The sequence below is a fragment of the Flavobacterium sp. M31R6 genome (assembly GCF_013284035.1).
In the GTDB taxonomy this organism is placed as follows: Bacteria; Bacteroidota; Bacteroidia; order Flavobacteriales; family Flavobacteriaceae; genus Flavobacterium.
The window spans coordinates 469,934-483,747 of record NZ_CP054141.1 but is presented as its reverse complement, the minus strand read 5'-3'; the positions used below and the strand labels follow the sequence as shown (position 1 = coordinate 483,747).

Genomic DNA, 13,814 nt, shown 5'->3' with positions numbered 1-13,814 from the left:
AGTAATAAAACTATTTAGGATTGAAAGAATTTGGTACCATTCAAGTTTGATTTTACTATTTTTTTGTAACATTTTCCTACTCTAAACTACTTATTTGCAAAACCAAACCAATAACCATGTTTACAAAATTTATTTATCTCGAATGGAAATCCTTTACGAGATCTGCTTCGTTCGCTACGAATTTGGCCTTGAAAATTTTAATGGGATTTCTGGTCCTATATTTTACATTAGTTTTTTTAGCCTTGGGAGTAGGCGCTTTTTATATCCTTAAGGAAATGAAACTGGATCCGTTGGTTACCGTAAACAAATTTTTAGTGTACTACTTCTTGATGGATTTGATTGTTCGACTTTTGCTGCAGGCGATTCCGGTCATGAACATTCGCCCATTGTTGACTATGCCATTCAAACGATCAACTATTGTACATTTCTCTTTAGGAAAAACAGGATTATCGTTTTTTAATATAGTTCATGCTTTTTTCTTTCTGCCTTTTTCGGCAGTTTTAATTTATGAGGGCTATGATGTTATAAGCGTATTACTTTGGTTGACTGCTCTTTATTCAATTGTATTTGTCAATAATTTTTTGAATATTTTATTGAACAATAAAGACAACTTATTGGGAATATTTATCACTATTGTTGTGATTTTAGCGGGTTGTCAATACTACAAACTCTTTGATATAACCAATTACACGTATCCAATTTTTGAGGCATTATTCCATACCAAATGGGCTTTTTCGATTCCTGTTTTGGTTATGTTGGGATTGTATTATTGGACATATACTTATCTAAAAGGGGATTTGTATCTGGATGCCGGATTAACTGTCAAAAATGATGTAGCCAAAACTGAACAGCTCACTTGGTTGAACCAATTTGGAACCTTAGGAACGTTTTTGAAAAACGATATTAAATTGATCAAAAGAAATAAACGATCTAAAACTACCGTTGGGTTAAGTATTATGTTCTTGTTTTATGGTTTGATTTTTTTCAACAGTAATTCACATCAACCGCCGGTGATGCAAATTTTTGCAGGAATATTTGTTTCTGGAGGGTTTTTATTCACTTTCGGGCAGTTTGTTCCAAGTTGGGATAGTTCGTATTACCAATTAATGATGACTCAGAATATTCCGTATCGAGGGTATTTGAATTCAAAGTGGTGGTTAATTGTTATTGGTACAGTTATTTCAACTATTTTGGCCTCTTTTTATTTGTATTTTGGTTGGCATGTTTATTTGATTATTGTAGTTGGTGCCATTTATAATATTGGAGTCAATTCATTATTGGTTCTATTGGGAGGTGCTTTTACAAAAACACCAATCGATTTATCGATGTCAAAAGGTGCTTTTGGCGACAAAAAAGCCTTTAGTACAAACACGATGTTGCTTTCTATTCCTAAATTGGTATTGCCTATAGGATTGTATTGGCTAGGAATTCATTTGATGAGTACCAATTTAGGTTTAGTACTTGTTGCATTTGTTGGTCTTTTGGGGTTAGCCCTAAAAAACCAGGCTTTTAAATTCATCGAAAATATTTATAAAAAAGAAAAATATGAGACTATAGCGGCTTATAAGCAAAAATAGTCAACTTCGAAATAAGAGAGTTTTTAACGCTCCATTTAAAATCTAAAAATTTACAATTATCATGATACAAGTAAATAACCTTTCCAAAAAATACAATGGAACCTCGGTATTAAATATAGAATCATTAGAAATTCCAAAAGGTCAAAGTTTTGGATTAGTTGGTAATAACGGTGCAGGAAAAACCACTTTTTTCAGTTTGTTATTGGATTTAATTCAGCCTACAACGGGGCATATTTTAAACAATGAAATTCAGGTGAATACCAGTGAGGACTGGAAACCTTTTACGGCTTCTTTTCTGGATGAAAGTTTTCTAATAGGCTACTTAACTCCCGAAGAATACTTCTATTTCATAGGTGATTTAAGAGGCCAAAACAAAGCGGATGTTGATGCACTATTGATTCAATATGAAGAATTCTTCAACGGTGAAATTCTTAAAAACAAAAAATATTTACGCGATTTATCAAAAGGTAATCAAAAGAAAGTGGGAATCATTGCAACTTTGATCGGGAATCCTGAAGTGATTATTTTGGACGAACCTTTTGCCAATTTAGATCCAACAACGGTAAATAGATTAAAAAAAATCATTAAAGAATTGGCCGACAATCCAAACATAACGGTGCTGGTTTCTAGTCATGATTTGCAACATACAGTTGAAGTTTGTGATAGAATTGTCGCATTGAATAAAGGGGAATTGGTTAAGGACATGCCAACTACAAAAGAGACACTCCACGAATTGGAATTGTTTTTTGCGGTTTAAATTTATATATTTCAAAAAGAAACGTATTTTTACAAGTCATTATACTAAATTCCTTTTTTAAAAGTTTAATGACCTAAACGTTTTCCTTTGAATAGCAATACATCAAAATACATTTTAGCTACATTATTAATATCTTTTTTGATAGCCTGTTCTACCAAGAAGGATACTTTTTTGGCTAGAAATTCCCATGCCTTGAGTACAAAATTGAACATATTGTACAATGGGCAAATTGCATTAGATAAAGGAGTGAAAGGAATAAACGACAACACTGTCGAAAATTTTTGGAAACAATTACCTGTTGAGAAAATGCAAGTCAGTGATGATGTTCCCGTTGACGGTAAACCAAAAAATGCCGATTTTGAACTTGCCGAAGCCAAAGCGACCAAAGCGATACAGAAGCATTCCATGAATATTGGCGGTCGAGAAAAGAACTATCAAATTGATGAAGCCTATTTATTGCTTGGAAAAGCAAGGTATTATGATCAAAGATTTATTCCGGCTTTGGATGCATTCAATTACATTCTTTACAAGTATCCCAACAGCAGCAATATCTATGATGCCAAAATGTGGCGCGAGAAAACAAATGTTCGTTTAGGAAACGATGCTTTGGCCATAAAAAACATTTCAAAACTCATTAAAGATAACGATTTAAAAAAGCAAGAATTTGCTAATGCGAATGCTATTTTAACAAGTGCCTTTTTGAATATTGAAGAAAAGGACAGCGCAATCGTTAAGCTAAAATTGGCAAATGCCTATACCAAAATCCATGAGGAAAAAGAACGCTATTCTTTTTTGTTGGGACAATTGTATGAAGAGTCAGGCCAAAAAGACAGTGCCATTTATTTTTATCAAACAGTTATTGATATGAATAGAAAGGCCGAAAGGAAATTTGTTATTCAGGCTTACGCCAAAAAAGCAAAACTCAATAATTATCAGGGCGAGGATTATGATTTATTTGTCAAAAAATCCAAAAAGATTATGGAGGACAGAGAAAACAGGCCCTATTTGGATGTGATTTACCATAGCATTGGAATTTTTTACGATAATAATAATGAGAAAGAAAAGGCATTAGAGTATTATAATGCTTCTTTGGATGCCAAATCTACCGATCCATATTTGAATGCTTCCAACTATAGAAATATTGGGAATTTATATTTCAAACACACCGATTATCTTTTTGCGGCCAAGAGTTATGACAAATCTTTGGAATTATTGGATCCAAAAACCAGAGAATATCTTCAGATTTCTAAAATTAGAAAAAACTTGGATGAGGCTATTGTTAACGAGGCTATCGCCAAACGGAATGACAGTATTATCTACGTTGCTTCTTTAAACGGACCGGAACAAGTAGTGTATTATGAGAATTATATTCAAAAACTAAAAAGTAGTGATGAGCTTAAAAAATTGCTTGCCGAGAAACAAAAGAAAATTGATGACAATATTGCATTAAATACTGGGGCAAATATGCCCAATGATGCAATATCAAATCAAAATGGTCAAGTGGCGAGTCCACCATCTTTTGCACCACCAACGAATAGTAATCCAGCTGCAACTTCAAATACATTTTATTTTTATAACCCCAATACAGTTGCTTACGGAAAAATAGAGTTCAAAAAAATATGGGGTAACAGAGCCCAAAATGGTTATTGGAGAGTTTCGTCTGGAACGAATCAAAATCAAAATACACCTGGAAGTAATGCTGTTGATGAGACTACAGATAGCCCAATAGTCTCGACAGAAGTAAATGAAAAATATACCACAGACTATTATATAAAGCAGTTGCCAAAATCACAAACTGCGATTGACAGCATTACTAAAGAAAGGAATGCGATTTATTATCAATTAGGAGTTATTTATAAAGAAAAATTCAAAGAATACAATTTGGCGTCGGCTAGATTGGAGCAATTGTTATTGTATCAACCAGAGGAAAAATTAATTCTTCCTACGAAATACAATTTATATAAAATATATGAAATTACCGATCCAGCAAAAGCTGAATCGATCAAAAATGAAATAGTAAGTCAATATCCTAATTCTCGTTACGCTCAAATCATTACCAATTCCAGTCCACAAGAGGGGGTTGGGAATAATACACCTGAGGGAGAATATGACAATCTATACCGATTGTACAAGCAGGAATATTTCGCTTCGGTTTTACAACAAGTAGATGGTTTAATCAATAATTTCACAGGGGAAGCCATTGTCCCAAAATTTGAATTGCTAAAAGCGTATACCATTGGGAAATTATACGGATTGGAAGCTTATAAAAAAGCAATAGAATATGTAGCCGATAATTATGCCAATAGTAATGAAGGAAAGGATGCTATTGAAATTCTTAAAACACAAATTCCGCTTTTGGAAAAAATGAGTTTCAGTACAGTTGATTCTAAAAACTGGAAGGTTATTTTTAGAATTGATAAAAATGATGAGAAAACGGCTTCAGCAATTGAAAGTAAGTTGATTTTGTTTTTTGCCAATGAAAATGTGGAGAAGTTAAAATACACTTGTGATTCTTATACTGAAAAAGAAAGCTTCATTTCTATTCAAGGAATCCATTCCCAATCGTATGCCCAATTTGTAGCTGCTCTTTTTGCAGAAAACGAAAAATACAAAATTAGCCAGCCAGGAATTGTCATTTCAAATGAAAATTATAAAATAATTCAAATTAAGAAAAATTTTGAAGAATATCTTTTACTAAAAAAATCGTAATTATGTTTGATACAAAACCAAAATCGTTAACAGATGTTCTAGGAAAAACTAATAGAATAGTGGAAGGTACTACAATACACGGGGACATAATTTCGCCTGCCGATTTTAGATTAGACGGTGAACTGATAGGGAATTTTACATCTAGTGGAAAATTGGTGATTGGGCCCGCAGGAAGTGTCAAAGGGGATATCATTTGTAATACGGCAGACATAGAAGGAAAATTCGAGGGGAAAATTCAGATTGAGGATACTTTAAACATTAAAGAATCGGCCAGTATTATTGGAGAAGTTATTATAGGTAAATTATCTGTAGAGCCAGGGGCCACTTTCAATGCAACCTGTGTTATGTTATCTAATAGCACTAAAGGAACAAAAAATGCCAACGAATAATGACCCTAAAAAGAACAACTACAATAAATGGTTGGCTCTAATTAATATTCCAATCCAAATGGGGGTTATTATTTTCCTGTTTGCCTATTTTGGAAATTGGTTGGACGAGAATCATCCCAGCACAAAAGTCTATTATGTAAAAGTGATGGCAATGGTAGGCGTTGTTTTGGCAATGTATAATGTTATCCGGCAAGTAAACGAAATCAACAAAAAACAATAAAATCGAAAGCATAATGAATTTTAAAAAAGCACTCCCATTTTTAACTTTAGGGGGTATTGCATTCCTATTATACGTAATTCATAAAATGATTTTCTATGGTTTAAACGTCAACCAAAAGGCTTTTCACTATTCTCTGGGAACGCTTTATTTGTTTTTCACGGTTTTGTCGATGATTATTTTCAAAGTTTTGTTAACAATTAAAAAAAGAAGTTTTGACAATGTCGGGATGTCTTTCCTTTTGGCCACCAGCATAAAGATGGTTTTTTGTTATTTGATTTTGAGGCCATTATTGCAAGTTCCAAAACCGAGTGATCCTACAGAAAGAATAAATTTTCTTATATTGTTTATTGTCTTTTTAACAATTGAGACCCTTTTTACAATACGCTTAGTAAACGAAAAGCAATAATCGATACCTCTGTGAATCAAATTCTCAAAAAAATACTTTTATATGCTTTTGAGTATTAATAAAAAATGTACCTTTGCACCAAATTTTAGAATCGTTAAAAAATAAGATATTTAAGAGATATGGTGATTTCCAACAAAGCACTTAGATTTATTATAGCGACTTTCGTTATATGTCTTCCTTTTATTAGTATGGCAAATCCTGAAAAGGACACTACAACTGTTCAAACTGTAGTAGCACATGAAGGTGCAGAAGCAAGCCACGAAGCACATGCTGAACCAACAGATGTGAAATCTAAAGTAAAGGCATTTATAAAACATCACGTTTTAGATTCTCACGAATTTTCTTTTTTTCAAGATGATGAAACTGGAGTTCATTACGGTTTTGCATTACCTATTATTATTTATGATAATGGTTTTCAAATTTTCTCTTCTTCAAAATTCGAACATGGAGAAGCAGTTGCTGAATCAAATGGAAATTTCTACAAAATAAACCACCACGACGGGAAAATTTATAAAACCGATGCGGCTGGTACAATTACCGAAGATGAAAAAACAGGATTTGTAACCAATGCGCGTCCTATAGATTTGTCAATTACAAAAACAGTTTTCTCTATACTATTAGCTGCGATTTTGATGTTTTTACTTTTTACAGGTTTGGCAAAATCATACTCTAAAAATAACGGAATTGCTTCTGGAGTTGGGCGCATCTTTGAGCCAGTTGTATTGTTTATTCGTGATGAAATTGCAATCCCAAATATTGGAGAGAAACATTATAAGAAATACATGAGTTATTTATTGACTATCTTTTTCTTCATATTGTTTTTAAATATTTTCGGTTTGATGCCATTCGGGATCAATGTAACAGGAAATCTTACTATTACATTTTCATTAGCTATATTAACGTTTTTAATCACAAACCTCACTGCCAATAAAAATTATTGGGGACACATTTTCTGGATGCCAGGTGTGCCAAAACCAATGCGAATTGTATTGGCTCCAATAGAATTATTAGGAGTAGTTATTAAACCTTTTTCATTAATGATACGTTTGTATGCGAATATTTTTGCTGGACACATTGTATTGATGAGTATTATTGGTTTGATGTTTATCTTTAAAAGCTGGATAGGAAGCAGTTTGTCATTTGGTTTGTCATTTGCACTTTCTATTCTTGAAATATTAGTTGCGTTTTTACAAGCGTATATTTTTACCTTGCTTTCTGCTTTGTATTTCGGTATGGCAGTAGAAGAGCATCATCATGAGGAAGCTCATTAAGATTGTAGATTTTAGATTTATGATTTTTGAATGTAGATTTGCATTCTGAAATTTAAAATCGTTAATCTTCATTCTGAAATCAAATTGAATGTTTAATTTTTAATATATATATTATGGAAGGTTTAAATTTCGTAGGAGCAGGATTAATTGTAATTGGAGCAGGTTTAGGAATTGGTAGAATTGGTGGTTCAGCAATGGATGCTATTGCTCGTCAACCAGAAGCTTCTGGAAAAATCCAAACAGCTATGCTTATTGCAGCTGCACTTATTGAAGGTATTGGTTTCGCAGCGTTATTCGCAGCTTAATTAGCACTTAAAAAACAAACAATAGTTACAACGGTTGGTTGTAACTATTGTTTTAATTAAATGTTGAAAATTATATTAAACAGATTAAATTTTATTTTTTAAAATACAATTTAAAAATATATACAATTTATAAAAATGGAAAAGTTAATAAATCAGTTTGAGTTAGGTTTGTTTTTCTGGCAAGTATTAATATTTATCGGATTAATAATCTTATTGAAAAAATTCGCTTGGAAACCTATTCTTGATGCTGTAAACGATAGAGAAGAAGGAATTAAAAACGCATTACTTTCTGCTGAAAATGCTAGAAAAGAAATGCAAAATTTACAGGCAGATAATCAACGTATTTTGCAAGAAGCTAGATTAGAGCGTGACAACATGCTTAAAGATGCTCGCGAAATGAAAGACAAAATGGTTGATGATGCAAAAACTGAAGCTCAAGCTCAAGGTCAAAAAATGATCGATCAAGCGAAGGCTGCAATTGAAAGCGAAAAAAATGCAGCTATGGCTGAATTGAAATTACATGTTTCTACATTATCTCTTAGCATTGCTGAAAAAATATTAAAAGATGAACTATCTAACAAAGAAGCTCAAACTAAATTGGTTGAGAAATTGTTAGGTGACGTAAAATTGAACTAATCATGGCAAGTACTAGAGCAGCAATTCGTTATGCAACCGCAATTTTAGATTTATCCAATTCAAAAGGGGTAGCTGAAGCTGTGAATAATGACATGAAATCTATTGCTTCAACGATTAAGGGTAATTTGGAGTTGAGTACTTTTATTCAAAATCCAACCATTAAAGTAGAAGTGAAAGAGAAAGCACTTTTAGAAGTTTTTGCTACTGTTAATAATGTAACTAAGGGTTTGCTTCATTTGTTATTTGAAAACAAAAGATTTGAAATTTTAGATGTTATTGCTGCAGAGTATAGCAAATTATTTGATATCATGAATAATGTTGAAGTAGCAAAAGTAACTACAGCAGTTGCTATGGATGCTGCGCTTGAAGCTAAAGTTTTGGCTAAAATAGCAACACTTTCTGATAAAAAAATCACGATTGAAAACATTGTAGATCCTGCTATCATTGGAGGATTTATATTAAGAATAGGTGATCAGCAGTATAATGCTTCTGTTGCCAACAGATTACAAATATTAAAGAGAGAGTTAAGTAATTAGTTTTATTACACATTTAAGTGTCTAAATTATAAATTAAGATGGCGGAAATTAAACCTGCTGAAATATCAGCAATATTAAGAAAGCAAGTAGAAGGTTTTGAATCTGGTGCTACGCTAGAGGAAGTAGGTACAGTGCTTCAAGTTGGAGATGGTATTGCTCTTATTTATGGGCTTTCAAATGTTCAATACGGTGAGTTAGTTGAATTCGAAAACGGATTAGAGGCTATCGTTTTGAACCTTGAACAAGACAATGTTGGGGTTGTATTATTAGGACCTTCAACAGGAATCAAAGAAGGATCTACTGCAAAAAGAACACAACGTATTGCTTCCCTTAAAACAGGAGAAGGAATGGTAGGACGTGTAGTGAACACTCTTGGTTTTCCAATTGATGGAAAAGGACCAATTGGTGGTGAATTATTCGAAATGCCTTTGGAAAGAAAAGCTCCTGGAGTTATCTTCCGTCAACCAGTAACTGAGCCTTTGCAAACAGGTGTAAAAGCGGTCGATGCTATGATCCCAGTTGGTCGTGGACAACGTGAGTTGGTTATTGGTGACCGTCAAACAGGAAAATCTACTGTTTGTATTGATACCATCTTAAATCAAAAAGAATTTTACGATGCTGGGAAACCAGTATTCTGTATATATGTTGCAATTGGCCAAAAAGCTTCTACTGTTGCAGGAATTGCAAAAATGTTAGAAGAAAAAGGAGCAATGGCATATACTGTGATTGTAGCTGCAAATGCTTCTGATCCTGCTCCAATGCAAGTTTATGCTCCTTTCGCAGGTGCTGCTATTGGAGAATATTTTAGAGATTCTGGTCGTCCGGCTTTAATTGTTTATGATGATTTATCTAAACAAGCTGTTGCTTACCGTGAGGTTTCTCTTTTATTAAGAAGACCACCGGGACGTGAAGCATATCCTGGAGACGTTTTCTACTTACACTCTCGTTTATTAGAGCGTGCTTGTAAAGTGATTGCTGATGATGGAATTGCAAAAGATATGAATGATTTACCTGATTCTTTGAAAGGAATCGTAAAAGGTGGAGGTTCTTTGACTGCATTGCCAATTATCGAAACACAAGCAGGTGACGTATCAGCATATATCCCAACAAACGTAATTTCGATTACAGATGGTCAAATTTTCTTGGATGGAGATTTGTTTAACTCTGGGGTTCGTCCAGCGATTAACGTAGGTATTTCTGTATCTCGTGTTGGAGGTAATGCTCAAATTAAATCAATGAAAAAAGTAGCAGGTACTTTGAAATTAGATCAAGCACAATTCCGTGAATTGGAAGCGTTTGCTAAATTTGGTTCTGACCTTGATGCTGTTACATTGAACGTAATTGAAAAAGGAAAAAGAAACGTTGAAATCTTGAAACAAGGTTTGAACGACCCTTATACTGTTGAAGACCAAGTTGCAATTATTTATGCTGGATCTAAAAACTTATTAAGAAATGTTCCTGTGAATAAAGTGAAAGAATTTGAGAAAGATTTCTTGGAATTCTTGAACAACAAACACAGAGCTACTCTTGATGCTTTGAAAGCAGGAAAATTAACAGATGAAATTACAGACGTACTTGAAACTGTTGCAAAAGAAATTTCAGCGAAATATAACTAATCTAGTGAATAGTAATTAGTGATTGGTCGAATGCTAATCACTAATTACTTATTACTATTTACTTAAAAATAAAATGGCAAATTTAAAGGAAATCCGTAATAGAATTACTTCCATTTCATCTACGATGCAAATTACATCGGCAATGAAAATGGTTTCTGCAGCAAAGCTAAAGAAAGCACAAGATGCGATCACAGCAATGCGCCCTTATGCCGAAAAATTAACGGAATTATTACAAAATCTTTCAGCTTCTCTTGATGGAGATGTTGGTGGAGAATTTACTACACAACGTGAAGTAAAAAAAGTTTTAATTGTTACCATCACATCTAATAGAGGTTTGTGTGGAGCTTTTAATACGAATGTAATTAAGGAAGCTAAAAACCGTTCTGAATATTATGCGGGTAAGCAAGTAGATATTTTTGCTATCGGTAAAAAAGGAAACGATATTTTATCAAAAACATTGACTGTGATTGATAATCAAAGTTCTGTTTTTGATCAATTGACTTTTGATAATGTTGCTGTTATTGCAAAAACATTAACTGATAAATTTGTTTCAGGTGAATACGACAGAATCGAATTGGTTTACAATCAATTTAAAAATGCCGCTACTCAAATTGTACAAACAGAACAATTTTTGCCGTTGGCACCTATTCAATCAGACAAACCAGTTTCATCGGGAGATTACATTTTTGAACCTGCAAAGGAAGAAATTGTAATGACGTTAATCCCAAAAGCTTTGAAAACACAATTATACAAAGGTATTCGTGATTCATTCGCTTCAGAGCACGGAGCACGTATGACTGCAATGCACAAAGCAACAGACAACGCAACCGACTTGAGAGATCAATTGAAATTGACTTACAACAAGGCTCGTCAAGCTGCTATTACTAACGAAATCCTAGAGATTGTTGGTGGTGCGGAAGCTTTGAAAGGATAATGTATAAAATGCATAAAATGAAAAAAGAGCCGAACGGCTCTTTTTTTATGCTTTGTTTTTAATGGAACAAATAGCTTTATAGTCCTTGGCTCTATGTTTAAGGGTTAATCTAGCTTTTCCCTGGGCTTTTTTTTGAGGGAACAATTAGCTTTATAAACCCCTATGCTCTGTTTTTTTAAAGGTGAATCTTAGCTTTCACCTATGGCTGTTTTTAAAGGGAACAATAGCTTTATAAACCCTTATGCTCTGTTTTGTGGGGGACAAATTAGCTTTATAAACCCCTTACTTGTATTTTGTTCTACAAATATCAGTCATTGGAAAGGTTTATGCAATACCCACTTTTAGTGATATTTCAATAAATTTTCTTTACTTTTTTGAATCGTTTCTTTTTGATTATTTTTGTCATATATTTTTAAATACCGATCAATTGAAAATCGTCGAACTTACCACCGTTCCAGAAATGCTCGCCCAAATCGAAGTGATGCAACATTTGTATCCCAAACTTACATTAGAAAAGTATCAATCTTACTTGCAGGAAATGGTTCCGCATAATTATAAACAAGTCGCGGTTTTTGAAAATGACACCTGCGTTGGACTATCTGGTTTTTGGACAGCAATAAAACTTTGGACTGGAAAGTATATAGAAATTGATAATTTTATTGTTCATTCTGAACATCGCGCTAAAGGAATAGGAAAAATGATGACAGATTACATTGACACTAAGGCTCGAGCGGAAGGTTGTACTGCAATTGTTTTGGATGCTTTCACCGGAAATTTCACAGCGCATCGTTTTTATTACAATCAAGGATATGAACCTCGTGGCTTTCATTTTTTGAAAATGTTAAATGAAGATGGATTAACATAATTTCATTTTCATTTTTGAAACTTTATTCAACAGCAAAACACAAAAAGTAACCAAAGAATTGGTTATTTTTGTTTTATAATAATTAACAGAAAATTCATTTTGGGATTATATAAAAAGCTTTTTAAACAAACGGCCATATATGGACTTGCCACAGTAATACCAAGGATGTTTAGTTTCCTTTTGGTGCCGCTTTACACTCACTTGCTTCCAAAAGAAGAATATGGTAAAGTATCCATCATTTTTGCTTGGATGATTTTTTTCAATGTCATTCTTGCCTATGGTATGGAAACTGCTTTTTTTAGATTTTATAATTCCGAAAAAAATAAAGAAAGTGTTGTAGAGACGACAACAGTTTCCATTTTCTGGTCCACAATTCTTTTTGTTTTTATAGCGTTATTGTTTCGAAACTCATTAGCGCTTTGGTCAGGAGTGGATACGCAATACATCACCTATTCCATTTGGATTTTAGCGTTGGATGCGTTAGTAATTGTTCCTTTTTCAAAGTTGAGAGCTAATCAAAGACCGAAGTTTTATGCTTTAATCAAAATTGGAAATGTAGTAGTCAATCTATCGTTCAATTTGTTTTTTCTACTCTATTTGCCAAGTATTTCGGTATCACAACCCGACAGTTTTTTGAGCTCCGTTTATATTGATAATTTCCAGATAGGGTATATTTTCCTTGCCAACATCATAGCCAGTTTTCTAACTTTTGTGGTGCTCTTTCCAGACTATTTTACAATAAAATGGAAATTCGATTACGAACTTTGGAAACGAATGATGCGTTATGGATTGCCCATTATGGTTGCCGGAATTGCTTTTGCGATTAACGAGCAGTTTGACAAAATTCTTTTGGGTAAATTATTACCGGCCAATATTGCAGCTGAGCAAGTAGGGGTTTATTCTGCCTGTTATAAATTAGGACTTTTTATGGTTTTGTATAGAACCGCTTATACGTTAGGAATTGAGCCTTTCTTTTTTAGCCATGCCTCCAACGAAAATGCACAACAAACCTACGCAACAGTTACAAAATATTTTGTCATTTTCGGATCTTTTATTTTATTGACCGTAATCGTATTTGCCGATCTTTTGAAACAAGTTATGATTCCAAATTCCTCTTATTGGGAAGCGATGAAAGTTGTTCCGCTGATAATTTTGGCCAATTTTTTCTTGGGGATTTATACCAATCTTTCCGTTTGGTATAAACTGATCGATAAGACTTATGTTGGAGCCTATATTTCTATAGTTGGTGCAGCGGTAACCTTGATATTAAATTATTTATTGATTCCAAAATACAGTTATTACGGCTCGGCAATTGCTACCATTTCGGCTTATGGGAGCATGATGTTCATTTCCTATTATCTCGGAAATAAGTACTATCCAATTCCTTATGACAAGAAAAAAATTGTTGGTTATCTTGGTTTATCAACAGGTTTTTCATGTATTTCTTTTTATGGTTTTAGCGGTAATTATTTTATTGGGATATCACTTTTAGCGGTATTTATGGGCTTCATATATTATAACGAAAAAGAAACACTTTTACGAATTTTAAAACGACCAACTAAAAGTTAGGAGCTATTCCTGCTATTCGTTGCA

At 33.3% G+C, this 13,814-nt stretch carries 14 protein-coding genes; all 14 read left to right on the top strand.

Going from position 1 to position 13,814, the window contains the following annotated elements; all coding sequences use genetic code 11:
• Window positions 1-116 precede the first annotated feature (116 nt).
• The 14 genes from HQN62_RS02005 to HQN62_RS01945 all read left to right on the top strand — a co-directional run bounded on the left by HQN62_RS02005 (window position 117) and on the right by HQN62_RS01945 (window position 13,790).
• Window positions 117-1,577 (top strand): DUF5687 family protein, encoded by a 1,461-nt coding sequence (locus HQN62_RS02005; protein ID WP_173503122.1) that lies wholly within the window; start codon window positions 117-119, stop codon window positions 1,575-1,577.
• Between the two features lie 61 nt (window positions 1,578-1,638).
• Window positions 1,639-2,334, top strand: a complete 696-nt coding sequence (locus HQN62_RS02000) for an ABC transporter ATP-binding protein (protein WP_116796642.1) — start codon at window positions 1,639-1,641, stop codon at window positions 2,332-2,334.
• A gap of 87 nt (window positions 2,335-2,421) precedes the next feature.
• Window positions 2,422-5,043, top strand: a complete 2,622-nt coding sequence (gene porW, locus HQN62_RS01995) for a type IX secretion system periplasmic lipoprotein PorW/SprE (protein WP_254454465.1) — start codon at window positions 2,422-2,424, stop codon at window positions 5,041-5,043.
• Window positions 5,044-5,045: 2 nt separating this feature from the next.
• On the top strand, window positions 5,046-5,432 hold the full coding sequence (locus tag HQN62_RS01990) for a bactofilin family protein (protein WP_116796643.1): 387 nt from the start codon (window positions 5,046-5,048) through the stop codon (window positions 5,430-5,432).
• The gene (locus HQN62_RS01985) at window positions 5,419-5,652 is read left to right on the top strand and encodes an AtpZ/AtpI family protein (protein WP_116796644.1); all 234 of its coding nucleotides are present in this window, start codon (window positions 5,419-5,421) and stop codon (window positions 5,650-5,652) included. Before HQN62_RS01990 ends, HQN62_RS01985 begins: the two co-directional genes overlap by 14 nt.
• A gap of 13 nt (window positions 5,653-5,665) precedes the next feature.
• On the top strand, window positions 5,666-6,058 hold the full coding sequence (locus HQN62_RS18885; protein WP_371811629.1) for a DUF6168 family protein: 393 nt from the start codon (window positions 5,666-5,668) through the stop codon (window positions 6,056-6,058).
• 119 nt (window positions 6,059-6,177) lie between these two features.
• On the top strand, window positions 6,178-7,329 hold the full coding sequence (atpB, locus tag HQN62_RS01980) for a F0F1 ATP synthase subunit A (RefSeq protein WP_173503121.1): 1,152 nt from the start codon (window positions 6,178-6,180) through the stop codon (window positions 7,327-7,329).
• 113 nt (window positions 7,330-7,442) lie between these two features.
• Window positions 7,443-7,634 (top strand): ATP synthase F0 subunit C, encoded by a 192-nt coding sequence (gene atpE / locus HQN62_RS01975; protein WP_100842815.1) that lies wholly within the window; start codon window positions 7,443-7,445, stop codon window positions 7,632-7,634.
• A 135-nt stretch (window positions 7,635-7,769) separates the two neighbouring features.
• Window positions 7,770-8,270, top strand: a complete 501-nt coding sequence (locus HQN62_RS01970) for a F0F1 ATP synthase subunit B (protein WP_116796647.1) — start codon at window positions 7,770-7,772, stop codon at window positions 8,268-8,270.
• A gap of 2 nt (window positions 8,271-8,272) precedes the next feature.
• On the top strand, window positions 8,273-8,806 hold the full coding sequence (gene atpH / locus HQN62_RS01965; RefSeq protein ID WP_173503120.1) for an ATP synthase F1 subunit delta: 534 nt from the start codon (window positions 8,273-8,275) through the stop codon (window positions 8,804-8,806).
• Window positions 8,807-8,844: 38 nt separating this feature from the next.
• Window positions 8,845-10,422, top strand: a complete 1,578-nt coding sequence (gene atpA, locus HQN62_RS01960) for a F0F1 ATP synthase subunit alpha (RefSeq protein WP_077374826.1) — start codon at window positions 8,845-8,847, stop codon at window positions 10,420-10,422.
• Window positions 10,423-10,495: 73 nt separating this feature from the next.
• Entirely contained in the window at window positions 10,496-11,356 is an 861-nt protein-coding gene (gene atpG / locus HQN62_RS01955; protein WP_173503119.1) for an ATP synthase F1 subunit gamma, read from the top strand.
• 460 nt (window positions 11,357-11,816) lie between these two features.
• Window positions 11,817-12,221, top strand: coding sequence for a GNAT family N-acetyltransferase (locus HQN62_RS01950; RefSeq protein WP_173505495.1), 405 nt, complete (start codon window positions 11,817-11,819; stop codon window positions 12,219-12,221).
• A gap of 99 nt (window positions 12,222-12,320) precedes the next feature.
• Window positions 12,321-13,790, top strand: coding sequence for a lipopolysaccharide biosynthesis protein (locus HQN62_RS01945; RefSeq protein ID WP_173503118.1), 1,470 nt, complete (start codon window positions 12,321-12,323; stop codon window positions 13,788-13,790).
• The last annotated feature ends 24 nt before the right edge of the window (window positions 13,791-13,814 follow it).